22 protein-coding genes and 1 pseudogene are annotated in these 24,173 nt (G+C 40.3%); 10 read left to right on the top strand and 13 right to left on the bottom strand.

The window, feature by feature from the left end:
• Positions 1-45: 45 nt before the first annotated feature.
• Positions 46-678, bottom strand: a complete 633-nt coding sequence (tesA, locus tag D3222_RS04460) for a multifunctional acyl-CoA thioesterase I/protease I/lysophospholipase L1 (RefSeq protein ID WP_198672742.1) — start codon at positions 676-678, stop codon at positions 46-48.
• On the opposite strand from tesA, the gene ybbA reads away from it, so the two are divergent.
• Entirely contained in the window at positions 649-1,335 is a 687-nt protein-coding gene (ybbA, locus tag D3222_RS04455; protein ID WP_118985061.1) for a putative ABC transporter ATP-binding protein YbbA, read from the top strand. The two genes, tesA and ybbA, sit on opposite strands and share 30 nt — an antisense overlap.
• Positions 1,332-3,764 carry a putative ABC transporter permease subunit YbbP gene (ybbP, locus tag D3222_RS04450; RefSeq protein ID WP_118985060.1) on the top strand — a complete coding sequence of 811 codons (2,433 nt, stop codon included), beginning with the start codon at positions 1,332-1,334 and terminating at the stop codon, positions 3,762-3,764. The genes ybbA and ybbP overlap by 4 nt, the downstream gene beginning before the upstream one ends.
• Positions 3,765-3,841: 77 nt before the next feature.
• Here ybbP and D3222_RS04445 read toward each other — a convergent pair whose 3' ends face one another.
• From D3222_RS04445 to D3222_RS04435, 3 genes are all read right to left on the bottom strand, one after another.
• Positions 3,842-4,897 carry an LLM class flavin-dependent oxidoreductase gene (locus D3222_RS04445; RefSeq protein WP_118985059.1) on the bottom strand — a complete coding sequence of 352 codons (1,056 nt, stop codon included), beginning with the start codon at positions 4,895-4,897 and terminating at the stop codon, positions 3,842-3,844.
• A gap of 65 nt (positions 4,898-4,962) precedes the next feature.
• Positions 4,963-6,234 carry an MFS transporter gene (locus tag D3222_RS04440; RefSeq protein ID WP_198672738.1) on the bottom strand — a complete coding sequence of 424 codons (1,272 nt, stop codon included), beginning with the start codon at positions 6,232-6,234 and terminating at the stop codon, positions 4,963-4,965.
• A 55-nt stretch (positions 6,235-6,289) separates the two neighbouring features.
• Positions 6,290-7,177: an outer membrane protein OmpK gene (locus D3222_RS04435; protein ID WP_232832395.1), complete on the bottom strand. Its 888-nt coding sequence runs from the start codon at positions 7,175-7,177 to the stop codon at positions 6,290-6,292.
• A gap of 744 nt (positions 7,178-7,921) precedes the next feature.
• On the opposite strand from D3222_RS04435, the gene D3222_RS04430 reads away from it, so the two are divergent.
• The 7 genes from D3222_RS04430 to D3222_RS04400 are packed head-to-tail and all read left to right on the top strand — an operon-like array spanning position 7,922 to position 14,145.
• The gene (locus D3222_RS04430) at positions 7,922-9,442 is read left to right on the top strand and encodes a gamma-glutamyltransferase (protein ID WP_118985057.1); all 1,521 of its coding nucleotides are present in this window, start codon (positions 7,922-7,924) and stop codon (positions 9,440-9,442) included.
• A 1-nt stretch (position 9,443) separates the two neighbouring features.
• On the top strand, positions 9,444-10,808 hold the full coding sequence (locus D3222_RS04425) for an MFS transporter (protein WP_118985056.1): 1,365 nt from the start codon (positions 9,444-9,446) through the stop codon (positions 10,806-10,808).
• Positions 10,809-11,249, top strand: a complete 441-nt coding sequence (locus tag D3222_RS04420; RefSeq protein ID WP_118985055.1) for a bifunctional diaminohydroxyphosphoribosylaminopyrimidine deaminase/5-amino-6-(5-phosphoribosylamino)uracil reductase RibD — start codon at positions 10,809-10,811, stop codon at positions 11,247-11,249.
• Positions 11,246-11,845 (top strand): GTP cyclohydrolase II RibA, encoded by a 600-nt coding sequence (ribA, locus tag D3222_RS04415; RefSeq protein WP_118985054.1) that lies wholly within the window; start codon positions 11,246-11,248, stop codon positions 11,843-11,845. The genes D3222_RS04420 and ribA overlap by 4 nt, the downstream gene beginning before the upstream one ends.
• A 7-nt stretch (positions 11,846-11,852) precedes the next feature.
• Positions 11,853-12,713, top strand: a complete 861-nt coding sequence (locus tag D3222_RS04410) for a 3-keto-5-aminohexanoate cleavage protein (protein ID WP_118985053.1) — start codon at positions 11,853-11,855, stop codon at positions 12,711-12,713.
• 23 nt (positions 12,714-12,736) lie between these two features.
• A complete protein-coding gene (locus D3222_RS04405; protein ID WP_118985052.1) occupies positions 12,737-13,522 on the top strand; it encodes a class I SAM-dependent methyltransferase in 786 nt (261 codons plus the stop codon).
• A gap of 2 nt (positions 13,523-13,524) precedes the next feature.
• On the top strand, positions 13,525-14,145 hold the full coding sequence (locus D3222_RS04400) for a riboflavin synthase subunit alpha (RefSeq protein ID WP_118985051.1): 621 nt from the start codon (positions 13,525-13,527) through the stop codon (positions 14,143-14,145).
• Positions 14,146-14,336: 191 nt separating this feature from the next.
• On the opposite strand, the gene D3222_RS04395 is transcribed toward D3222_RS04400, so the two are convergent.
• The 5 genes from D3222_RS04395 to ppiB form a co-directional block, all read right to left on the bottom strand.
• Complete coding sequence (locus D3222_RS04395) at positions 14,337-14,573, bottom strand: hypothetical protein (protein WP_118985050.1); 237 nt, start codon at positions 14,571-14,573, stop codon at positions 14,337-14,339.
• A 107-nt stretch (positions 14,574-14,680) separates the two neighbouring features.
• The gene (purK, locus tag D3222_RS04390; protein ID WP_118985049.1) at positions 14,681-15,769 is read right to left on the bottom strand and encodes a 5-(carboxyamino)imidazole ribonucleotide synthase; all 1,089 of its coding nucleotides are present in this window, start codon (positions 15,767-15,769) and stop codon (positions 14,681-14,683) included.
• On the bottom strand, positions 15,766-16,296 hold the full coding sequence (gene purE / locus D3222_RS04385; RefSeq protein ID WP_118985048.1) for a 5-(carboxyamino)imidazole ribonucleotide mutase: 531 nt from the start codon (positions 16,294-16,296) through the stop codon (positions 15,766-15,768). The genes purK and purE overlap by 4 nt, the downstream gene beginning before the upstream one ends.
• A gap of 148 nt (positions 16,297-16,444) precedes the next feature.
• Positions 16,445-17,167: a UDP-2,3-diacylglucosamine diphosphatase gene (lpxH, locus tag D3222_RS04380; RefSeq protein ID WP_118985047.1), complete on the bottom strand. Its 723-nt coding sequence runs from the start codon at positions 17,165-17,167 to the stop codon at positions 16,445-16,447.
• A 10-nt stretch (positions 17,168-17,177) separates the two neighbouring features.
• Positions 17,178-17,672: a peptidylprolyl isomerase B gene (gene ppiB / locus D3222_RS04375; protein WP_118985046.1), complete on the bottom strand. Its 495-nt coding sequence runs from the start codon at positions 17,670-17,672 to the stop codon at positions 17,178-17,180.
• Positions 17,673-17,940: 268 nt separating this feature from the next.
• Here ppiB and cysS point away from each other — a divergent pair, with 268 nt between their 5' ends.
• The gene (gene cysS / locus D3222_RS04370) at positions 17,941-19,326 is read left to right on the top strand and encodes a cysteine--tRNA ligase (RefSeq protein WP_118985045.1); all 1,386 of its coding nucleotides are present in this window, start codon (positions 17,941-17,943) and stop codon (positions 19,324-19,326) included.
• A gap of 62 nt (positions 19,327-19,388) precedes the next feature.
• On the opposite strand, the gene D3222_RS04365 is transcribed toward cysS, so the two are convergent.
• The 4 genes and pseudogenes from D3222_RS04365 to D3222_RS04350 all read right to left on the bottom strand — a co-directional run.
• The gene (locus D3222_RS04365; protein WP_118985044.1) at positions 19,389-20,966 is read right to left on the bottom strand and encodes a phage tail protein; all 1,578 of its coding nucleotides are present in this window, start codon (positions 20,964-20,966) and stop codon (positions 19,389-19,391) included.
• Between the two features lie 443 nt (positions 20,967-21,409).
• On the bottom strand, positions 21,410-22,069 hold the full coding sequence (locus tag D3222_RS04360; RefSeq protein WP_118985043.1) for a CoA transferase subunit B: 660 nt from the start codon (positions 22,067-22,069) through the stop codon (positions 21,410-21,412).
• 6 nt (positions 22,070-22,075) lie between these two features.
• Positions 22,076-22,732, bottom strand: a complete 657-nt coding sequence (gene atoD, locus D3222_RS04355; protein ID WP_118985042.1) for an acetate CoA-transferase subunit alpha — start codon at positions 22,730-22,732, stop codon at positions 22,076-22,078.
• Positions 22,733-22,981: 249 nt separating this feature from the next.
• A pseudogene (locus D3222_RS04350) lies at positions 22,982-24,007 on the bottom strand (sigma 54-interacting transcriptional regulator); the annotation flags it as partial.
• Positions 24,008-24,173: the final 166 nt, after the last annotated feature.

The raw sequence follows: 24,173 nt of genomic DNA, 5'->3' as shown, positions 1-24,173 counted from the left end.
AACCTGTTTATAGACATCAATTTGTTGAAACTAATAGTGTACTACTTAAGAATAATTAAGATGTGCTGATAGTGTGTCAGACATCCAGTCGGCGATAAATGGTTGGGCGGCCAGATTAGGATGTAATCCGTCTTGTTGCACCCATTCTGGTTTAATAGCGACTTGTTCCATATAAAACGGGAGTAGAGGGATTTGATTGTGTTCTGCCAGTTTGGGGTAAATCTTGGCAAAAGATTCGGTATAACGGCGCCCATAGTTTGGTGGCAGACGGATCTGCATCAATAAAGGCTGAATATTGGCTTGTTTTACTAAAGCAATGATTTGTTGCAGATCTTGTTCTGTTTGTTGTGGGGGAAAACCGCGTAGTCCATCGTTGGCACCCAGTTCTATCAGTACCCAACGGGGTTTATGTTGTTTAAGTAATTCAGGTAGCCGTGCAAGGCCCTGAGCGGCGGTATTACCGCTGATGCTGCCGTTGATGACCGTGATTTTATTGCCAGATTTCTGCCACTTTTTCTCCATCAGAGCAGGCCATGACTGTTCAACAGGTAGATGGTAACCGGCACTAAGGCTATCACCGAGAATCAGAAGGGTATCAGCCGCGATCGCTCTGGCGCTAAATAGCACCATCAGTAAAAGGAAAAGTAAATGGTAACGGGGAATATTCTTGAAGTTCAGCATCTCAGTAAGCACGTTGGTCAGGGAGAACATAAGATCGCTATATTGCAGGGAATCGAGTTGGTTGTCGAGTCGGCACAGACTATCGCTTTGGTGGGAGAATCGGGTTCGGGTAAATCCACATTGCTTGGCATTATTGCCGGGTTAGATGATGGCGGTGACGGTGAGGTTCGGCTGCTAGGGCATAATTTAAGCCAGATGAATGAAGAGCGGCGGGCGCAACTACGGGCTGAAAGTGTTGGTTTTGTTTTTCAGTCATTTATGTTAATTCCGACGTTAAACGCATTGGAGAATGTCCAGCTTCCTGCTTTATTACGTGGTGAGTCTGAAAATAGTAGTAGGAAACAGGCGGCTGAATTACTTGAACAACTGGGATTGGGGAAGCGCTTGAAACATATGCCAGCACAACTTTCTGGCGGTGAACAACAGAGGGTGGCATTGGCACGGGCATTCAGTAGCCAACCCAAAATTCTGTTTGCTGATGAGCCAACAGGTAATCTGGATCGGCAAACCGGTGATCGTATTGCTGATTTACTGTTTTCTCTGAATCGTGATTATGCCACAACATTAATTCTGGTGACTCATGACAGCCAGCTAGCTGCCCGTTGTCAACGTTGCTTGCGGTTGGTTGATGGAAAATTGAGGGAAGAACGATGATTTGGCGTTGGTTTTGGCGCGAATGGCGTACCCCTTCTTTACTGATTGTCTGGATATCTCTTACCTTGGCGGTAGCTTGTGTACTGGCGTTGGGGAGACTAAGTGATCGCATTGATCAAAGTGTTCATTACCAGAGCCGGGATTTTCTGGCGGGGGATTTAGTCCTGCGTGCGGCTTATCCGGTCGATGATAAGTGGTTACAACAGGCGAAAAACCTGGGATTGAAATTGAGTCGCCAGCTCTCTTTCACCACGATGACTTATGCCGGGGACATTCCTCAACTTGCTAGTGTAAAAGCCGCAGACTATGACTATCCATTGTATGGGGAGCTCGAAACCCATCCTCCGGGTTTGAAAGCGGAAAAAGGCACGGTGCTGGTTGCGCCTCGTTTGCTTGAACTATTGAAAATCAAAGTGGGGGATAATCTCGATGTGGGTGATACCACGCTTAAGGTGAGCGGAGAATTAATTCAGGAACCTGACAGTGGTTTCAATCCCTTTCAGATTGCACCAAGGATTTTGATCAATCTTGATGATGCGCAATCTACCGGGGCGATTCAGCCTGGTAGTCGTCTGACTTATCGTTATATGTTTTCGGGTGATAAAGAAGCGGTTTATCAGTATCAGCAGCTCATTGATCCCCAACTTAAAGCTGATCAGCGCTGGTATACCTTGCAACAGGATAGTGGGGCGCTGGCAAAATCTATTGAAAGGGCACAGCAATTCTTGTTGTTATCGGCTTTGCTGACGTTATTACTCGCTGTGGCGGCGGTAGCAGTATCAATGACTCACTATTGCCGTAGCCGCCATGATTTGATTGCGGTGCTTAAAACATTGGGTGCGGGGCGTTGGGCGCTGCGTAAATGGGTGATTGGTCAATGGCTAGTGATATTGATGGCGGCGGCGTTGGTGGGGACGCTTCTGGGATTGATGTTTGAATATCTGCTTGTACGGATTTTGGCGCCTATGTTGCCGAAGACGTTACCAGTAGCAGGATTCTGGCCGTGGATATGGGCATTAGGCGCGTTATCTGTTATCGCCTTACTGGTGGGAATACGTCCGTACAAGCAGTTAATGGCAACCCAACCATCACGGGTGCTGCGTGATGATATTATCGCGCCTGTCTGGCCGTTGCGTTATTACCTGCCGTTGGCGGCATTAGTGATCATTAGCGGGCTGAGTCTGTTAGTTGGTGCCAAGCCCATGTTATGGGCGCTACTTGCAGGCATGATGATGGTTGCGCTATTACTAGCCGTGTTGGGTTGGGGAGGATTGTGGTTATTACGTCATTTGAAACTCCGCCAACTCAGTTTTCGTCTGGCGGTTAATCGACTACTGCGGCAGCCGTTTCAGACTGTGGCCCAATTGGCGGCTTTCTCTTTATCATTTATGTTATTTGCTTTGTTGCTGGTGGTCCGGGGAGACTTGCTTGATCGTTGGCAGCAACAATTGCCACCGGACAGTCCAAACTATTTTCTGATTAATATGACTGGACAGCAAATTCCACAAGTAGAAAATTTGCTGGCTCAGTATCAGGTTAAACCTACGGCATTCTATCCAGTGGTATTGGCCCGCTTGACGGAAATTAATGGTCAGTCAGCCATGGCGTGGGCAGAGGTCAGAGAATCGGATAGCAACACGGTTCAGCGTGAATTGAACCTGACATGGAAAGAGGAGTTACCCCCGTTTAATACCCTGGTGGCAGGTCACTGGCCGCCAAAGGCAGATGAGGTTTCTATTGAGCAGGGGCTTGCTGAGCGTTTGGCAATCAAAATTGGCGATAAACTAACGTTCAGTGGTGATACGCAGCAATTCAGCGCCATGGTTAGCAGTATTCGGCTGGTGGATTGGGAGAGTTTGCGGCCAAATTTCTTGTTTATTTTCCCGAAACAAGCATTAGAGAATCAGCAGCAAACCTGGCTGACCAGTTTCCATTATGAGGGAGATGGTCGCCTTCTGACGGATCTTAATCGTCAGTTTCCAACATTGAGCCTACTTGATACCGGCGCGATGATTAAGCAAATTCAGGGTATTTTGCAGCAGGTAAGTAAGGCATTGGAGGTCATGGTTGGGTTGGTTATGTTCTGTGGTGCATTACTGCTATTGGCACAGGTTCAGGTAGGGATGCATCAACGGCAACTTGAACTAGTGGTTTACCGCACCTTGGGAGCCCGTAAGCAGTTACTGCGTCGTACACTTTGGTATGAATTTGCTTTGCTTGGATTAATGGCGGGTTTTACTGCGGCACTGGGGGCTGAAGTTGCGCTCTGGTTGTTGCAGACCAAGGTATTTGATTTTCCGTGGCAGCCAGAATGGCAGATGTGGCTGTTATTACCAATAATCAGTAGCTTGTTACTTTCATTGTGTGGGAGTTGGTTGGGGCTCCGATTATTACGGGGTACGGGATTACACCGGCGAGTTCAGGGGTAAAAGAGCGTTCAGGGAATGGGTAAGCTCGTCAAGATGTGGTGAACCCATTCCCAGGCTTATTGGCCTATTATCGTTGTTTAGGTAAATTCTGCTCTAAGCTGCGGCAAGATTTTCTCGCCAAAAGTGGTCAACCCCTGAACATAATCAGGGAAGATCAACATAACCCCATTCAGTTCGCATTCACGCAATAAATCTGACAATTGTTTACGGCACGTTTCCGGGTTGCCAATAGCTGTGTGGGTCATAAAAGCATTTTGAGATCTTTCAACCATAGCATTACTTTTTTCGCCAACATCGACGCCAAAACTGTGCATCATGCTTTTAACTGCGTCGATATCCAGGCCATCTCGATAGAACTGAGCCAGAGTTTCAGCTTCTTCATCTGTTTCAGCGCAAATAATCGTACACATACAAAAGGTTTTGGTGGTTGTTCTGTATTCGGCTGCAAGACGTTTAGCCATCAGACTGATTTGTCGCGTTTCTTCTTCATCTTTACCACCAATGAAACACACATCGGTGTTACGTACACTAAAACGTAGCCCACATTCTGATTGACCGGCACAGACCAAATAAGGGCGTGGAACGGAAATAGGTTTAGGTTCAGAAACACAATTCTTTAAATTAAAGTAGTCTCCCTGATGATTAACTTGCTTCTCACTCCAAAGCTGTTTGATCAATTGGGTCCATTCTTCGGTCATTGCGTAACGTTGATTGTGATCTAAATTGCTATTCCATTCCCCCATCTGTTCAAATTCGTCTTTGAATGAGCCAGAGACAATATTCAGCCCGGCGCGACCATGACTAATTTGATCCAGTGTCGCAATCATTTTGGCTGTTACGGCGGGATTATGCAGCCCAGCATGCATGGTTGCGATAAGTCGGGCATGATGAGTGACTTCGGCAATGCCAGCCATCATCGTAACGGATTCCAGCGAACAGCCCCAATGTTCCGTTTCTCCACCAAAGCCGCGCCATTTACTCATGGACATAATGAAATCCAAACCAATTTGATCAGCCAGAATAGCTGCTTCACGGTTTTGCTGATAGGAAGCATCGAGTGGTGGTGTATTTTTTGAAATAATCCATCCGCCTTTAGCTATGGGTAGAAATACACCGAATTCTTTCTTTGCCATTTATTAATTCCTTGTTTATCTGTTGTAAGGAATATCTTATAGGTTCATTTTATTTTTAAATTCAGTTAAGTAATTGTGTTGTTATCAGAACATTTCTTCACAATTTGTGAAGGTGGTTGCATTATGAGTGTGACAATCAGAATAGTTAGCACCGGTACGGCAATAATGAGAAATGCGGGGGTAAAACTACCTGAATAATCCTTAATTGCGCCCACCAGAAAAGGGGCGATACAAGCGATAGTAGAGATCAGATTCATCACCGAGAACAGTTCCAGGTAAGGCGTGCGTCCAAAATAATTGAACAGCAATATACTGGATGCTAGAAAAGTCATGCCATAACCGATGCCAATGCACAACGTGAATAGGATTAAAAATGTCCATGAAGAGGCAGCACTTAGTGCGATAAGACCACAGATAATTATTGACAGACTGCCGATAAGAAGCTTTTTGGGATCGAGCCATTCACCAACAGCTCCTCCGGCAAATCTTGAAAACGCATTGATAAAAGCCAAAATACTGAGCGAGGAAGCGGCAACAGACTCACTGAATCCATTTTCGGTGATGTGGGCTACAGCAAAACTGTTAACGGTTATTCCGCACAGTAAGAAAGAGGTATAAGCTGCCGCAATGGCATAGAACTGCCAGGTGCGCAGTGCTTGCCGGGCATTCCATATTTCTTTGGTACGATAGATGCTGGAAGTGTCTTGTTCTTGTTGATTTCTGCTGATTTGTTCTGCGTGGGCATTTTCCTTTTTGCCTTCGCGCATAACCAAAATAGTCAGCAGGCTAATCAGCACGAGTAATACACCGGAAATCGCCCAGTGCATGCGCCAGCTTCCCCAGGATACTATTGCTAGGAAATAGATCCACGGACCAACTACACCACCCAATCCGCCAATAGTGAAATAGATACCAAAGGCCAGCGACTGTTTTTCAAAAAGCCGGCTAATGACGTATGTTCCGGGAACGGTAGCCATAAGGCTAAAACCGATCCCCAGCAGCGTTGTGCCGGTGAAATAGGCAGTGATACTGTGGGTATTGTATAGGATGTAAAAACCGGTGATGAAAATTAGCGTACCGATCAGCAAAGTGGCCCGGACACTCGTATGGCGAATAAGCATCGCCGGAAGGTAACTGGACAGCCCACATGACAGGCCAAGTAAAGTGAATCCCAAACCTGCGTCAGTCCAACTCCAGTGTAATTCCTTGATCATGCTGGGTAACACAACGCCCAATGAGGTAAATGTCGTTGCGGTGGCCAAAAAATAAACCAGACCCAAAAGTATCAGCAGGAGCCACTGATAAGTACGTCCGAACTTGTCATGTTGAATGGGCATCTTGACTCCATAATGGATAAAGGTCATCAAAAATTTCTGATATTTTATTTCGGTATCAGAAAAAACTATATCGAATAAAGATCCCGTAGCTAAATTGATCCGTTCGATAATAAGGGGTATCTTTTATTTTGTATTTATTTTTTATTGGGTTCAGGACGATGCCAGTCCATAAGTGACCTGGTTGATTGCTTAGGAATTTTCCTAAATCATAGTGCAACTCGGGTTTGAAATCGATAGTTTTGGGTTGTCCATGTAAGCCTAATGTATAATCGAAAGTCCCGACAACCCGGAAATCACCTAAACGGTTATTGAAGGGAATTCCGTAGTCGATGTGGATTCTCTGATCATTCCAGCTTCCTTTGGCATTATTCTCGAAATAAAAAATTGTCCGTAACCAGCTAATCCAGCTAGCTTGCCAGTCAATACTGATACCGGGGAAATAGTCGTAATCCATCCCCTTGGTTTTGGCAACCCATTGAGCGAACAAAATATCTTTTACCGGCCCAAAAGAGATATCATTACCAGTAACTTTACTCAAGCTCACTCTGGGGACAAATTTATAATAGTAGGTGCTCTTATCACCTTGATAATCACTTTGCAGTGAGTTTTGCCAAATACTATAAACGTACATATCGCCGACACGGTAGTCGCCGAAAGCCTCTAAAATCGGTGAAATCGTTTTTTTGGGATCGACCCGATTTTCAAACTGCATATACAGACTGGTATCAATAGATTGAAAATTAACAAAATGACTGGTTTGAGCTTGAACGATTATTGGTAGTAATAATAACATTGCAGATAATCCACTTTTTTTTAATTTGGCGTTGAGCCAATGCCAGGTTGTTGCCTGATAAATAGTGGGAGAAGATGGAATCGAGGGCCATAAGTCGGAAAAAAACGGTAGACAGTTTTTAGTATCTTGGACTTTCCAAGTAAATAACACGAGGGTTCCCCTTTTCGTACGTTATCGGACTAATAATGGCAATAACATTGAGCTAATGGAGCAGTTTTGTCAAAGGGATATTTGCTTTTATTGATGAATGGTGAGTCGTGTAGAAAAATAAGATTATTCTAACTTTAGTCATTTTTCAGTGTCAGTAATATGTTGATTGTTTTTGATCTTTATTAGTTGTTTTTTTAACTTTAGATAGGAGATATTTTTGGATTTTAAATATTACTATAGCTTACATTCGCATAATAAGTGCAAACGACTTTACCTATACTATAAAATAACTTTCTTTATTTAAGAGTAACTCATTAGGTGTTTTATACCCCAATGTCTTACGTGGGTGATGCGATTTTTTATTTTTCCTCTTTCTGTACCGTTTGCGATAAGGCTTACTTGCAATCCGAAGATGTGTCTATAAATGCATTTCCCTTTGGTGAGTAAGATGCTGAAATATAGCAACTGACCGCCGTTCCTGAGGGATGAAATTATTAATCGAATCCGCTTGGTTATGGGTTTTTATTTTTAAGTCGAAATGAATTAAACAATAATTAGATATGGAATAGTCTTTTCAAGTTATCACAATTATATGAAATAACATTTTGTATAATTGTGATAAATGTCACTGTTTTTTTGATTGTAATATTATTTACTAAATTCTATTTAATAATGAAAGTGTATTTTACATCAATGTAAAATAATAAATAAATTTTTCGGTTCAAATGGTAAAGGATAATAATTATGTCTAACCTGGCTTGGGGTAATAGTATTTGTTTTTCATCACCTCATTACAAATCAACTGTATCAGGTATAAATGAATATATTATTGAAAAAAATAACTCTTTTTCGTTATGTAATGGTGCTATGAAAGTGAGTATGTCTTTATTTTTTAATTTACCACATCTTTGTGGTTTAGGTGGTGACGCTATAATAATGGAAAGAAATAATGGGGAAATATCTGCTATAAATGGAACGGGTAAAACAGGAACATATCAAAATGCAATTTCTTATGAAAGTAAAGGGTTAAAACGCATTCCAAGGAGGGGGATATATAGCACTATGATTTATGGCGCCCCTTATGCGTTTGATATGTTAGCAAGGAAAAGGAATGTAGATCTAAAAAGAATCACAGAAACGTTAATCACAGATGATTTCAATAGAGGGTTTATTAAAATTCCTCAAATTAAAAAATTATTAAATAAAGCCGAATTGGAGTTATCGGAAACCACGGAAATGAATGAATGGAGAATGTTACTTAATGGAGAAAAACATATAAATCATTCATTTATTGATATGATGAGAAGGGTTTCTACGGCGGGTTTCTTGGACTTATACAAGGGGAAATTAGGAGATGAAGTTTACACGCAGTTAGCAAAGTATGATAATAGATTGTATTCTGAATCTGACTTTTTAAACTTCATACCTAATTATAGTGAAGTTAGAACCATGCGCTTTATGGAGTGTAATGTTTTCTGTCATGGAGCGAATAGTCCCTGGAGAGAGCTTTTTCTGTTTTTAAAGATTTATGAATTATTTGCGAAGAAAAATCAAAAAATTGATTATGCGAAAATTTGTAATCTTGCACCGTACATAGAAGAGAAGGCTATCCATATTGAACCTAGTATAATTAATTATGTAGATAAAATTGAGGAAGTAGCAATATCTCTATTTGACATGATTGAAAATAGCTTTTTAGATGAGAAAGATATCATTAATAAACAAAGTCATACGATATTTCTTGCTGGTGTTAATCGAGATGGTGATTTAATAGGGATTTCGAATTCAATTTTTACGCCTTTAGGTGCTCTTTTTGAAGTGAAAAATACAGGGATCTTACTTTCTAATAGATGCTATGCATTTAACGAAATAAGAAAAGGAGATGATTTTAGGAGCTATTCTCCTGTTAAACATACCAATAATTGCGTCATTGTGGAATCAGATGATATTAGTTTTGTAATAGGGACATCGGGTGGTCCGGTGCAGTCTCAAACTTTATCATTTATTATTAACAAAATAATGGCTGAAGAATATCAACCATATGAAGCAATAAAAGAACCAAGATTTGCTAACATGGGATATCACCCAAAAACTAAAGAGATAACTTATCTGACAGAAATGAAAGGACTTGGAAAGCCATTCATTTGTACAAATGGCCTTAGTGATAAATTAGGAGTAGTACAAATGGCTGGTATCAATAAAGTAAATGGATTGCTTTTTTCAATATCAGATCCTAGAAGTTATGGTGTAGCATTAGGTTATTAAAATGAATAAAAATATTAATAACAGAATTGATATTTTTATCGTTTCCGCAGCATTTTTTTTAGAAGTGTTGGATGCGACAATATTTACTCCATCATTGATAGATATATCTGATGATTTAAACGTAACAATAGGGATAACGACAATTGCCATAGCTTCTTATGTATGTTCTTTGGCAGTTTTTACTCCATTGAATATGAATTTTTTTAGTAAAATTAAAGTAAGAAAAAAATTCATTATAGGTATGATTATTTTTTTTATTGCATCTTTTTTATGTAGTATAAGTAATAATATATATATATTGTCTATTGGCAGGGTAATTCAAGGTTTTGGTAGTGCATTAGTTGTACCTGTAGGTAGAGCGTTAGTATTAAGTAAAACGAATAAAGAGGATATACCTATTGTAATGGCATATTTGGTATGGCCTGCTCTATTTGCTCCTGTATTTGCTCCTATTATAGGAGGATATATAACTCAATATTATGGTTGGCGATATATATTTTATTTTGTTTTGTTACTTTCTTTATCGATTATTATGATATCATTTAAATGGTTATCGAATGGTGAGCATTTAGCTAAAGATAATGAAAAGATTAATTTTAGATCATATTATCCTTGGCTTGGTATTGTACTATCTATTTTTGCATTTTTTGGTTTTATAACTAATAAATATATAGAGTTGTCATTTTTTTCAATAATTATTACCTTTTGTTTTGTATATTTACTTGTAAAATCAAAGAACAATAGAATATTTAATGTTGATTTGTTGGTAAACGATTTTTTTAGGATGAATATAGTTATTGGTAGTTTTTTCAGAGTGGCAATATATTGTTTTCCCGTTTTCTTAACGTTGTCATTGATAACTATTTTTGGTTATACGCCACTTGAAAGTGGGGTTTGCATTGTATTTATTTTTTTGGGGAATGTTATTACGAAGCCGGTGGCAGCTAATGTTTTGGTTCATATAAAAAACATAAGATGGTATTTTATATTTTCATCTTTTATGACATTAATTTCAATATTATTTTTCTGGTTTGATTTTATATATAAAAATATTCAACTTGTTTATTTATTGTGTTTTTTACATGGAATTGCTAGGTCTTTTCAATTTCTAGGCTATTCTTCGGTTGCTTTTTATGGATTAAAGAAAGAAATCCTATATCAAGCTAATATATTAAATAGTTCTATAATGCAACTTAATTCTATGCTTGGCCAATCTATCCCTGCGCTATTATTTACTGTTATTGAATTTAATGATGGGTTGACTGTAAATGGAGATTTTTATTTATACTCATATGTTTCAATTATGTTTTTTTTACTTTTAATTCCTTTTTTAAATTCTTTTTTTATTAAAAACAAGGTGAATTAATTGGATGAGATTAATGAGGGTTTTATGAGGATGGCTCTGTATGAGTCAATGAAATCATTACCTATGTGTTTACCCAATCCACCTGTTGGGGCTGTGATAACACATAATAATAATGTGGTAGGAAAGGGGATTACTCAGAAATATGGAGGCAAACATGCTGAAATTATTGCAATAGAGAGTATATCAAAAATACCATTAAATGAATGTGAAATTTATATTACGTTGGAACCTTGTTCTTTTTATGGGAAGACTCCACCTTGTGTGGAAAAAATAATTGAACATAATTTCAAAAGAGTTTTTGTCGGTATTATTGATCCACATTCAAAAAATAATGGGAAAAGTATCAGTATATTGAGAGCTAAAGGCGTTGATGTAAATGTTGGATTATTAAAGGATGAAATAGAAAATTTTATTGAAAAGTATTTATGGAGTGAAGAATGAAAAATATAGAAATCAGAAAAAGAGTACTTATACCAATTGAAAATACATCAAAGGAGACTAATTTTATTACATTTTTTGGTTTGGAAGACGAACATTTTGCAATTAGCATAGGTAAATTGAAAACTAACGTTCCAGTCTTAATAAGGATACATTCTGAATGCTTAACTGGTGATGTTTTTGGCTCACATAGATGTGATTGCGGTTTTCAATTACAAGAATCTATAAAAAAGATAGATGAAAGAGGTCATGGGTTAATTATATATTTACGTCAAGAAGGAAGAGGGATCGGATTGTATTCTAAATTAGATGCCTATGAATTACAAAATAAAGGTATTGATACGTTTACTGCAAATGAGCTCCTTGGTTATAAAGATGATTTAAGGAGCTTTGACGATGCAGTTTTAATACTTAGAGCCTTAAATATTAATGTTGTTGACATAATAACTAATAATCCTGAAAAGGTAGATTGTTTATTATCTGGTGGGATCACTGTAAATCAAGTTATTCCTACTGGAGTATATATAACAAAAGAAAATGAAAGTTATCTGAAAAGTAAAATTGAGAAGAAATTTCACGTAATAAATATTTATAAGTGAGGAGAAAATGAATGATTTCATATTGAACTTTGCCCCTACGGGGATGGTTCCAACAAAGAAAATGAATCCTAATGTACCTATCTCAGTAAATGAAATTGTTGAAGATGTATTGAAGGCATCAGAATATGGTGCTTCGATAGCACATATTCATGCAAGGGATGAAATCACAGGTAAACCGATTATATCTGCTGAAGCATATGGAAAAATAATCTCAGGTATTAGAAGACACAATAAAGATATTATTATTTGTGTTTCTTTGAGTGGGAGAAATGTTACAGATCATCATCAAAGAGCCTCACCTTTGGAGCTGGATGGTAATATTAAACCAGATATGGGAAGTTTAACATTGTCATCCTTGAATTTTATTAATCAAGCAAGTGTTAATTCTCCAGAGATAATTCAATTTCTAGCTGAAACAATGAAAAATAAATCTATCTCACCTGAGGTGGAAATATTTGATCTTGGAATGGCTAATTGTATTTATTTTCTGATGAAAAGGAAAGTAATACCCCAAAAGATATATGCTAACATACTTCTTGGTAATATCTTTGGAGCTCAAAATAGTTTTTCAAATATATCAGCGTTATTGGCAAATATTCCTGATAATGTGACGTGTTCATTTGCTGGTTTAGGAAATTACCAGTTACAGACTACGTCATTAGCACTTGCTTCAGGATACGGTGTCCGTATTGGTTTAGAAGATAATATTTGGTATGACAGAAAGCGAACTGTTTTGGCTACTAATGAAGATCTTATTAAAAGAGTAATCAGATTAGCGGATGAATTAGAAATAACTCCAGCTAAATCTGCTGATGTTCGTCAAAAGCTTGGTTTAGCGCCTGGAAATGGTCAATACGGGTTGCTTTAATAATAATATACGAGGAGTTACTTATGGAAAATGTATGGTTTAAACCTGAAGGATATCAACGTACATCTAAAAATTTACAATTTAAGTGTTTAGAACTGTTGCTAAATTTTTCCGAAATAGAAGGTGATATTTTGGATGTTGGTTGTGGAACGGGGAATGCATTAAATTTTATAAAAGATAGTAATATTAGAAATTATCTTGGGATTGATATTTCACAAGATATGGTTAATTATGCACGTTCACAAAATTCCAGTGAAAAATGTAGTTTTATAGTTTCTGATTTTTTAAATTATCAGGAGACTGAAGTAAAGTTATATGATTCAGTAATTTGTGCGGCTTGTTTACATTGGTTTATCCCCAATGAGCAAGAGGTTATAAATAAAATACTGCACCTTCTACGCCCAGGTGCAAAATTTTTCTTATCGTGTGCTTTTGACTTCAATTTTTCATTAGGAGAGAAAGATATTCAGGGTGAAGTATTACAGAAAATTAGGGAAAAACACCCTCCAATTTCACCTTTGGTCGTGTTCGATGATTATCGGTTTAACAGTGAAAAATTTATTAATTCTACAAAAGGATTTGATATAATCAAAAGCCATAGGATTGAAGAGTCTGTTAACTTTTCAACTTATGAGGATTTTAGAGATTGGCATTTGGGGAGTGGATCTGTTGTATATCAGCAATTTGATAAAGGAGATCAAGAAAATGCCATTAACGAATTTTATGATTCTCTTTATCAAAAATACATTTCTGGAGAACATAAGGTTTCTTATTCAACAGGGTTATTTCTGCTTAAGAAAAAGGAGTGATTATGTATACTGGAATTGTGCAAGGAAAAGAAAACGTATTATCTCTTGAGAAAAGAGAAGGATTTAGTACATTGACCGTCAGTAATGATAACCATTTCTTTGATGATGTTCCTGTGGGGGCTAGTGTTGCGATTAATGGTACATGCCTGACTGTCACGCAATTTAAAAATGATATCGTTTATTTTGATATATCAGATTTTACGGCTGATGTGACCACATTAAAGTTTTTAAATGTAGGGGATGAGGTTAATATTGAAAGATCACATCAAATGAATAAAGAAAATGGCGGTCATAGCTTATATGGACATATTGAAGGTGTAGCAGAAGTCGTTAATTTTATTAAAACTGGTGAAACTTATCGATTAGTGATTAATATTCCTGGAGATAATATAAGATACTTTTTTCATAAAGGTTTTATTGGGCTGCATGGTTGTAGCTTAACAATCAATGGCATAAATGAAGAAGACAAAACCATAGCATTAAATTTAATTCCAGAAACGTTAAGGGCTACTAATTTGGGTAATATTAAAGTTGGTGATTTGCTTAATTATGAAATAGATCAAACAACGAGAACGATTGTAGATACTATATCTAGATCGATTAATACTAATAGAACAATATGATAATTGAAGGAATATAAATGAGCTGAAATGAGTTGAGGTGTGAAGCGGTAAGTCACTTTACTTCCGCTTCCACAATTAATCCCAAGCCATTAAATGACAAACGCCTGATTATTTTGATGTCCATTGGTCATATGTGCCATGATAAATAGTCAACCTGAGTTTTGCTTAAAATAGTGAATTCTGAGCATATTTTATTGGAAAATTTTGCCCCAAAATTCATCTATGGTATCTACACTTGTACCTCCACCACTTTCCAGTTCATGGATAGATATTTGCGTTGTAGCATTAGTAACATGGTGTTCTTTTGTTGCTCTAGTTAATACCAGACGAACAAAGCTAGACATGTCCAAGCTATTATCCTGAGCGGCTTGTGCTACCGCATTTTTCAGATCTCCAGAAACGCGAGCTCTTAACGTGGCTATATTCATATGTGCCTCTCTATCTCTTACTATTTGTATCCTTACTGTAGGGCTATTGTGTACACAAATCAGGATGATCAGTTTAATAAACAAATAATGCCAGTGTCAGACGTTAGTTAAATTAATTTTTCCTGCGCCCATTCAAGGCCACTCTGATATTCAGATGGCAACATGGGGATAAGTTTCTGCAATGTATTTTTTAATTCATTTTTATCAAAGTGAGAAAGATTAAGGTGACCCACTTTACGTGCGGGGCGGACTTCTTTCTCATACCAATGTAAATGTACCAAGGGCAAACTAAGCCATTGTGTATTGATATCTGTACCAATCAAATTGATCATCACTGACGGCTTGGTGACTTCTGGCCGAGGCATGGGCAAATCCAGAATAGCACGGAGATGTAATTCAAACTGGCTGATAGATGCGCCGTTTTGAGTCCAATGACCACTGTTGTGAACGCGCGGTGCGAGTTCGTTGATCAGTAAATTATCATCGACAATAAAACATTCCATGGCCATCACGCCGACATATTTCAACTCGTGCATAATAGCTGACAACATATTCTCGGCCTGTTGTTGTAAATGGTAATGTTGTAGTCGTAAAGGGTAATTTTCCAGAGGAAAGACAACACTGGCACGGAGAATGCCATCTTGATGCAAATTGTGCGCTAATGGGTAGAACACACAATCGCCATTCTTATTGCGGGCACCTATCAATGAAACTTCGCCAGAAAAAGGAATTGCTTGCTCAGCAATACATTCACCATAAATATCGGCGGGTAATTCTGTTTCATCTCCAGGACGAATGCGCCATTGTCCTCGGCCATCATAACCACCAATGCGGCGTTTAACGATAACAAAATTACCGAGCTCAGAGAATAATTGTGGCCATTGGTTGGTATCAGACAATAATTGCCACGGAGCGGTTGCTAACCCAAGGCTATCCATTAACTGCTTTTGTGGCAGACGATCGGCCAGACGGGGAAAGATATCTCGATTAGCGAAAGCCTTATGGTGGGCTAGTTCCTGGGTAAGGGCCGTTTCTGGCCAGCGCTCAATTTCAGCGGTAATAACACTATTCTGATAAGGAACCGCTTCCGGTTCTGCATCCAGACCAACAGGATAAACCGTGATACCTAAAGGTTCACCAGCTTGACGTAACATGCGACCGAGTTGACCATTTCCCAATACACAAACTGGCTTCATGCTTCCTCCCGTGGATCGGGATTATCGAGTACATCCTGAGTTTGTGTTTCACGCCAATGGCTGAGGCGTTTCAGTAAATCTTTATCATGACGAGCCAGAATTTGTGCGGCCAATAGAGCTGCGTTTGCCGCGCCGGCTTTCCCAATCGCAAGCGTGCCGACAGGAATCCCTTTTGGCATCTGTACGATAGAGTAGAGACTGTCTACCCCATTCAGCGCAGCGCTTTGTACCGGTACGCCGAGAACCGGCACCAGCGTTTTAGCAGCCAGCATGCCAGGTAAATGAGCGGCGCCACCGGCGCCAGCGATAATGACATCAAAACCATTTTGTTCAGCTTGGTGGGCAAAACTGAATAGTTTATCGGGTGTACGGTGAGCAGAAACAATTTCAACATGAAAAGGTACATTAAGAGAAATGAGAATATCAGCCGCGTGCTGCATAGTCGTCCAATCGCTTTTAGAACCCATGACAATGGCGATTTTGGCATTGTGTTGAGTTGTTCCTGCTAAATCAGGTTGGGCAGTCATAAATCAAATGCTCCTGTGCTTTAACGTCCACCAGAATGAAAATAACGCTTTAAGGCCGCGGATCATATCATGCTCACAAGCTAAGGAAAACGATTGCGTTACTTTATACTTTCATTAGTGATACCCGGATGTGGGTGTTCCTGGTTAATCAGAATGGGAAAGAGATGAGATCGATTGATTTATCCGTTATTTTGAACATTGATCCCTGATGATGCCATGCACCAAGTACACCACGGTAAACGGTTTTATCATGCAGAGGAACTTCATGTACAAAAGGGCGGTGGGTGTGTCCATGAATCATCCAGTCAGCTTGATGCCGCTTAAAAGTGTCAATAATAGCTTGCTGGTTTACATCCATAATGGCTTCGGATTTTCTGCTGTTGACCGATTGGCTGTTTGCTCGCATTTTGACGGCAATTTTTTGACGGATAGACAGAGGTAATAATAGAAACAGACGTTGGATCCACGGGGTATGAACCCGCTTACGATATCGTTGATAACCTTCGTCATCAGTACACAAGGTATCGCCGTGCAGAATAAGCACTCGCTTACCGTACAGTTCCAGTACTTTTTCCTGTGGAAGAAATATGATGCCACTCTCTTTAGCAAAGCGCGAGCCGAGCAGAAAGTCACGGTTACCATGAATAAAATAACAGGTAACACCTTGTTGTTGCACGGTTTTTAATGCATTAGCGATTTCACGGTGGAGAGGGTTGTTGTCATCATCGCCAATCCAGTAATCGAACAGATCGCCGAGAATATAGAGGCTATCTGCCTGAATAGCATCCTCACGCAAGAAACGCAGAAAACCGGCAGTGATTGCCGGTTCATGTTCGCTGAGATGTAAATCCGCGATAAAAAGTGTGCACATATACAGAGAATTATTCGCTGACGGTGACTTTTTCGACGATAACATCTTCGAGTGGTACATCTTGGTGCATACCGCTGCGGCCGGTAGAAACGCCTTTGATTTTATCAACAACATCCATACCTTCTATCACTTCGGCAAAGACGCAGTAACCCCAGCCATCAGGGCGCTCAGAACGGAAGTTCAGGAAATCATTATCAACAACGTTAATGAAGAACTGCGCTGTTGCTGAGTGTGGATCGTTGGTGCGAGCCATTGCCAAAGTACCACGGTTGTTTTTCAGACCGTTATTGGCTTCGTTTTTGATAGCTGCATCATTCGGCTTTTGTTTCATACCAGGTTCGAATCCACCACCCTGAATCATGAAACCGTTAATAACACGGTGGAAAATAGTATTATCGTAGAAGCTATTGCGGCAGTAGTTCAAGAAATTCTCAACAGTTACAGGAGCTTTATCGGCGAAAGTATTGATTACGATATCGCCAAAATTGGTATGGAAAGTCACCATAATTGAAATCCTAATAATAGTTTTGATTAACCCAGTTTAGGGCATTTGGACCAGGCGGCTTTTATATCACATCTACCATAATGAGTCAGTACCTATTAGTTTCAGTGGGCTATATTGATCGCCAACCTTGCAAAGCGCTTAATATCAGGTTTCAATATCCTATTGGACTATGCCATATCGAGCATTTATTGATGAGATAAGGACATAAATCCAGAATTATCAATTCGTTATTTTTAACACACGTACAGTGAATTTACGGAAAATCTCGATGCTAAAAATTTTCAATACCCTCAGCCGTCAGAAAGAAGAATTTAAGCCAATCCATCCAGGGAAAGTCGGGATGTACGTGTGTGGTATCACGATTTATGATCTGTGCCATATTGGTCACGGCAGAACCTTTGTTTCTTTTGATGTGGTTGCTCGTTATCTGCGCTATTTGGGATACGATTTAACTTATGTACGCAATGTGACCGATGTTGATGACAAAATCATCAAGCGCGCGGCAGAAAACAGTGAAAGCTGTGATGATCTGACCGGTCGTATGTTGGCGGAAATGTATAAAGATTTTGATGCGCTGAATATCTTACGTCCTGAGCTGGAACCTCGTGCGACCCGGCATATCCCGGAGATTATTGAGCTGACTGAATCGTTGATAAAACGTGGTCATGCTTATGTCGCAGATAATGGTGATGTCATGTTTTCCGTCGAGAGTGATCAGGATTACGGGTTGCTTTCCCGTCAGGATCTCAGCCAGTTACAAGCAGGGGCGCGAGTGGAAGTGGCTGATGTTAAGCGTAACCCGATGGATTTCGTATTGTGGAAAATGTCCAAGCCTGGGGAACCAAGCTGGGAATCGCCGTGGGGAGCGGGCCGTCCTGGTTGGCATATTGAATGTTCCGCCATGAACAATAAACAGTTAGGTCATCATTTTGATATTCATGGTGGTGGGGCTGATCTGATGTTTCCGCATCATGAAAATGAAATTGCGCAATCTACTTGTGCCCATGATGGCCCGTATGTGAACTATTGGATGCACTCTGGGATGGTGATGGTGGATAAAGAGAAGATGTCCAAATCGCTGAACAACTTCTTTACTATCCGTGACGTATTGGAATATTACGATGCCGAGACGGTACGTTATTTCTTGCTGTCAGGCCATTACCGCAGTCAGCTTAATTATACAGAAGATAACCTAAAGCAGGCCCGTACCGCACTTGAACGACTTTATACCGCTCTGCGAGGTACAGAGGCTTCTGTACAGCCGGCCGGTGGTAAAGTATTTGAGGTGCGTTTCATTGAAGCAATGAATGATGACTTCAATACGCCAGAGGCTTATTCGGTACTGTTTGATATGGCACGTGAAATCAACCGCCTGAAATCAGAAGATATGGACGCAGCGAATGGTTTAGCGGCTGCATTGCGCAAGTTGGCGGGTATTTTAGGTTTGTTGCAACAACAGCCGGAACAATTCTTGCACCGTGGTGTTCAGGCTGACGATGAAGAGATTGCTAAAATTGAAGCGCTGATTAAGCAGCGTAACGATGCCCGTAAAAACAAAGATTGGGCGCTGGCGGATTCTGCTCGTAATCAATTAAATGAGATGGGTATTGAACTGGAAGATGGGCCGCAGGGGACAAGCTGGCGTCGTAAGTAAGTTCGATGTGTTTTTGGTGTTAATTTATAATTTAGGCTCCTTTTGGGAGCCTGCCTTCATTATTATGGTTTTTCAGGTAGTTGCACACGAATATTAATTACTCTTCCGTCTGGAATATCGCATGGTTCAGCATCATTGTAATAAACGACTTCCCCTGTTGCAGTTACACTTTTTACGCGCTGATTTTGAGCAAATTCCGGAGCGTCTTTATTTTGACGATGGTAACATTCAATTGTTATATCGCCGCTGGCTGTGTCTACCGATTCACGAATCCAAATCAGATTTAACCCGTTGCTGTCTGCCGGGATGATAGTTCCACCGTGAATTCCCCATGCACCATCTTTGGCAAAACCGTTGCAGTCGCTGATACGATATTTCCCTGTATCCATACGTTTAACCGTCACTCCCTCAGCTTCGCTGGTTAACTCGTAAGTTCCGTCTGGGTGAATATCGACAACTGGGCTGGATACTCTGAGAATGCCGTTAGCGTCGGAGCGGGCATTTTTATCTGTCCAAAGTCGGCTAACTTTTGTATTTCCGCCTCCATCATTTCCGTGGATAAAGCTAATACCGGCATTGTCATAATGCGCGACAAATCCTGCCCATATGTCATTCATTCTTGTTATGTAGCCGCCCGACCATGCATACCCAATACCACTATCATTCGCTCCAAATCTGAATGCATGACCGCCCTGCGGCAATGATTTTATCCATGCGGTAAAATCACTTATATTTGCCTGATTAATATATTTTGCTTGGATAAATTCAGATCCCTCGGATTTTGCATATGCCCCAACATCCGCCGCCGTTGGTTTATTTTTTGTTGTATAAATATCAGTCCAATCTTCCTCAAAGCCATAATTATCACGGGCAGAGCGATAAGCAATCCCTCGGTTTTTGTACAGCACTTTCAACTGAAAAGCTGGGCAACTTCCAATGCCATTATTGAAATGAGCAATATGAGCAGAATCTATTCCAGGGTTCAGCAAATCATATAACCCTGTGCCTGCATTCCAAGGGACTTGATTATTAACAGTGTATCTTTCTGTTAATCCGAGCCTAAATGCTCCCACGTCCCCGGCATTCAGAATGACATCCCCGGTTAACGCTTTCCCGTTAATTTTTCTACTATTCGGCACTGCATTTTTAGCTAAGTTGACGGTTTCTGCTAAGCCAAGATTTTTCACAAACGCGTTTTTATCAAGAATGTCTGCGCCATTTTGGTTTTTTGCTAATCTGTTGTTAGCATTATCATTTACATCAGAAACAAGTTTTTGAGTTACTGCAAGTGAATTGCTATTGCCTGTTTTATCTGTGAGTTGAACAATTCCTTTTTGGGTTAGTGAAGCACTTGGAACTTCTGTCGCGATCTTTTTTTCTAAGGCTCTATTTAATTGAGTAGTGAGTTTGATTATATCCCCATCATCCAGAACATCATCGCCATATTGTGTAGCGATAAAGTTAGCTATCACAGATGATATTGTTGAAGATTGACGTAATACTTTATTGAGTAAATGAGTAGTAATATTCTCTGGTGGAAATCCAGTCTTTAAAGCCGGGTTTGTTTCATACCCTTCTTGGCTTACTACGTTAGCATTATTACTAATAGAAAAAGCTTTAAAATCATTCTTGAGACTCATATACTTTCCTTAAATTAAATAATACTATTTTATAATTAACATATTGAATTATTGTAAAAACAATTCCTGCCAACTCACGCCGATCATAGTCTAGTTAGGAACGAGAATAATGGAATATTCTTATATCTTATAAGATTAATTATTTTTGTATGGTTGATAGCAATAAATAACCGGAAATTTTGCAACCAGAAATATATCAAATAATGCCGGATGTTGGGGTGGATTTATTTCTTGAGTGAAAGTAGACAACAAAGCAGCAGCTTGAAAGATGAAGGGTATATATCAAACTGGCAGAATATGAAGGAGAGTTGGGCCTATTCATTCACTGACATTCGGCTCTTTGCTATTTATAATCCGACCAGTGAATATTCATGCGTGGTCGCATCACGGCGATTGGTGAAGTGGTGGAATAGTACGGATAAAACCAGTCAGGATATCGCTAATCATAGACTGTCCTTTGGTATAGGCATGATTTTGAGGTCATGTGCGATATTAAATTCTGCCTCGGTTTTTTCCCGCAGAGTCTCTAATGTGACATTTGGCGCATGTTCTTTCAGGATTAACTGGCCCTGTTCAAAACAGAAAACACCTAATTCAGTAACAATCATGCTGACTTTGTTGACGGCGGTTAGCGGTAGGGTACATTGCTTGAGGATTTTTGCTGAGCCGTCTTTGGTGCAGTGTTCCATTGCAATGATGACTTTGCGGGCACCAGTGACAAGATCCATTGCCCCTCCCATACCAAGGACCATTTTCCCCGGTATTACCCAGTTAGCTAGATTGGCATGTTGATCAACTTGCAGAGCGCCTAGCACACAAGCATCTATGTGACCACCACGTATTAAGGCAAAAGAGAATGCACTGTCAAACATGGCGGCACCGGGCAGGATGCCACAGGGTTTTCCACCGGCATTGACCAGATTCGGATAGGGTTCTATAACGGGACCAAGACCCAGAAAGCCGTTTTCTGACTGGAGGGTAATATGAATGTTATCGGGCAGATAGTTCGCGACTAGCGTGGGAATACCGATGCCAAGATTGACAACGTCGCCATCTTGTAATTCACGTGCAACACGGTTGGCAATAAGTTGTTTGGCGTTCATTATGAGTTATCCTTCTGGATAAATGATGTAATCAATCAATGCGCCAGGTGTCATAACGCAGTCCGGTGCAATCTCACCCACTTCAACCAATGCATCCGGCTCGGCAATCGTGATATCCGCAGCCAGAGCGATCACTGGGTTAAAATTTCGGGCGCTTAACTGGTAGGTCAGGTTACCATGATGATCAGCAAGATGAGCTTGAATCAACGCTAGATCGGCGCGTAGCGGGAGTTCTAGCAAATAGTCTGTTCCATTGAGGGTTATTTTTTGTTTTCCATTTTCTACAATAGTACCCACTCCGGTAGGGGTTAGGAATCCGCCCAGACCGGCTCCTCCGCAGCGAATACGTTCGATCAATGTTCCCAAAGGAACCAATTCTACTTCTATTTCTCCAGCAAGCATTTTGCGTCCGGTTTCCGGATTAGTGCCAATATGTGAGGTGATGACTTTTTTCACTCTGTTATTAACCACAAGGGGGCCGATGCCGGTATCGATACGGCCTGTATCGTTGGCAATCAGAGTCAGATCTTTTACACCAGAGTTTAGTAATGCGGTGATTAAACCAGGAGGTGTGCCTACACCGATAAAACCGCCAACCATAATGGTCATGCCGTCATAAAAATGCGCTATAGCTTGTTGTGTGTTAATGAGTTTATTTTTCATATCGATTCCTATATGTGATATATGGATATAGGCACGTATTAGTAAAGCAATAAGTGTGCCAGTTACTGGATTTAAATAAGGATATTTTATAATTAATTGAAATTTAAATGGTTATATTTAATCTAATTGAGTAATTGAGGAAAGTGTGTGCAGGCTTGTCGAGTAATTGAGAATAGGTGTGCAAAATCTTGCACAGGTGTGCACGTTTTGTTTCGCCATCAGCGTTCTGTTTTGCCGGTGTAGGATTGTCTACTCCGCCAGATTCAGTGGATCAATACGATATTCTTGAAGTTTATACATTAGCGCCCGGCGACTAATACCTAGAATTCGAGCGGTTTGTGCCCGATTGCCCTGATTGCGTGCTAACGCCGCACTGATCAATCTGCGTTCATAGGATTTAATGCTTTCTTTCAGGCTGTGGCCGTGCTCCAGCGTATGTTGAGGCTCGGAACTTAGCGGTGGAGGCGGTTTGAATAACAGATGTGCAGGTAGGTCGTCGGGGAAAATAACCCGTCCAGTGCTCATAATGACTGCACGCTCAAGGGCGTTGGAAAGTTCGCGAACGTTACCCGGCCAGTGATATTCTTCCAGAATTGACAGTGTACTGGCATCCAATTCGATGATCTCTTTATTGTTTTCCGTGCTGAATTTTTGCAGGAAATGATAGGCCAGCAAAGTAATATCTTCAGGACGTTCCCGTAGCGGAGGGGGAGAAAGATGAATAACGTTAAGGCGGTAAAAGAGATCCCGACGAAACTCTCCTTGTTCCACCATGACAGCCAGATCACGGTTGGTTGCTGCGATCAAACGAATGTCGGTTTTAATGGTTCGGCTGCCACCAAGACGCTCGAACTCTTTTTCTTGCAAAATGCGCAACAGTTTGGCTTGTAGGCTAAGGGGCATTTCGCCAACTTCATCCAGTAGTAGGGTGCCTTGATTAGCACGCTCAAATAGCCCCTGACGCTGTATCTGTGCGCCAGTAAAAGCCCCTTTTTCATGGCCGAACAACTCGCTTTCGAGTAAGGACTCTGGTAAAGCCCCGCAGTTAATTTTGATGAACGGTCCTTTAGCCCGCGGACTATGATAATGAATGGCTTTAGCGATGAGTTCTTTACCAGTACCACTTTCGCCAGTAATTAATACCCTGGCGTGGCTACGGGCAATTTTTGCTGTATCACAGCACAACGCCATCATTTTGGGGCTGTTAGTCAAGATACGATCCCAACCGTAGCTGTCGGATAGGGTACGATATCGTTGATTGATTTCCTGTTTCATCAGTTAACCTCCGAGAAACCTCGTCGTTTAGGGTGAAGAAGAGGAAACGAGGCGCTTTTCCTGCTAACGATTAATTTTTGCATTTTTACATTTTCCTATGTATTTCCTATGGTTAGAGAGAGAAATAGTCAACTTTCCGCGCAAGGCACGTGGTGAGAGCGTGTTA

The sequence above is a fragment of the Photorhabdus sp. CRCIA-P01 genome (assembly GCF_003545805.1).
Taxonomy (GTDB): domain Bacteria; phylum Pseudomonadota; class Gammaproteobacteria; order Enterobacterales; family Enterobacteriaceae; genus Photorhabdus; species Photorhabdus antumapuensis.
The sequence above is the reverse complement of the archived record's forward strand: the minus strand, read 5'-3'. Positions and strand labels throughout refer to the sequence as shown.

Coding starts and splice junctions, on each gene's coding strand:
- D3222_RS04365 (WP_118985044.1), bottom strand. CDS start 20,966: ATGAGTCTCAAGAATGATTTTAAAGCTTTTTCTATTAGTAATAATGCT.
- lpxH (WP_118985047.1), bottom strand. CDS start 17,167: ATGTGCACACTTTTTATCGCGGATTTACATCTCAGCGAACATGAACCG.
- ybbA (WP_118985061.1), top strand. CDS start 649: ATGGTAACGGGGAATATTCTTGAAGTTCAGCATCTCAGTAAGCACGTT.
- D3222_RS04410 (WP_118985053.1), top strand. CDS start 11,853: ATGAATGATTTCATATTGAACTTTGCCCCTACGGGGATGGTTCCAACA.
- purK (WP_118985049.1), bottom strand. CDS start 15,769: ATGAAGCCAGTTTGTGTATTGGGAAATGGTCAACTCGGTCGCATGTTA.
- ppiB (WP_118985046.1), bottom strand. CDS start 17,672: ATGGTGACTTTCCATACCAATTTTGGCGATATCGTAATCAATACTTTC.
- D3222_RS04360 (WP_118985043.1), bottom strand. CDS start 22,069: ATGAACGCCAAACAACTTATTGCCAACCGTGTTGCACGTGAATTACAA.
- purE (WP_118985048.1), bottom strand. CDS start 16,296: ATGACTGCCCAACCTGATTTAGCAGGAACAACTCAACACAATGCCAAA.
- D3222_RS04395 (WP_118985050.1), bottom strand. CDS start 14,573: ATGAATATAGCCACGTTAAGAGCTCGCGTTTCTGGAGATCTGAAAAAT.
- cysS (WP_118985045.1), top strand. CDS start 17,941: ATGCTAAAAATTTTCAATACCCTCAGCCGTCAGAAAGAAGAATTTAAG.
- D3222_RS04425 (WP_118985056.1), top strand. CDS start 9,444: ATGAATAAAAATATTAATAACAGAATTGATATTTTTATCGTTTCCGCA.
- D3222_RS04445 (WP_118985059.1), bottom strand. CDS start 4,897: ATGGCAAAGAAAGAATTCGGTGTATTTCTACCCATAGCTAAAGGCGGA.
- ribA (WP_118985054.1), top strand. CDS start 11,246: ATGAAAAATATAGAAATCAGAAAAAGAGTACTTATACCAATTGAAAAT.
- atoD (WP_118985042.1), bottom strand. CDS start 22,732: ATGAAAAATAAACTCATTAACACACAACAAGCTATAGCGCATTTTTAT.
- D3222_RS04405 (WP_118985052.1), top strand. CDS start 12,737: ATGGAAAATGTATGGTTTAAACCTGAAGGATATCAACGTACATCTAAA.
- D3222_RS04440 (WP_198672738.1), bottom strand. CDS start 6,234: ATGCCCATTCAACATGACAAGTTCGGACGTACTTATCAGTGGCTCCTG.
- D3222_RS04400 (WP_118985051.1), top strand. CDS start 13,525: ATGTATACTGGAATTGTGCAAGGAAAAGAAAACGTATTATCTCTTGAG.
- ybbP (WP_118985060.1), top strand. CDS start 1,332: ATGATTTGGCGTTGGTTTTGGCGCGAATGGCGTACCCCTTCTTTACTG.
- D3222_RS04430 (WP_118985057.1), top strand. CDS start 7,922: ATGTCTAACCTGGCTTGGGGTAATAGTATTTGTTTTTCATCACCTCAT.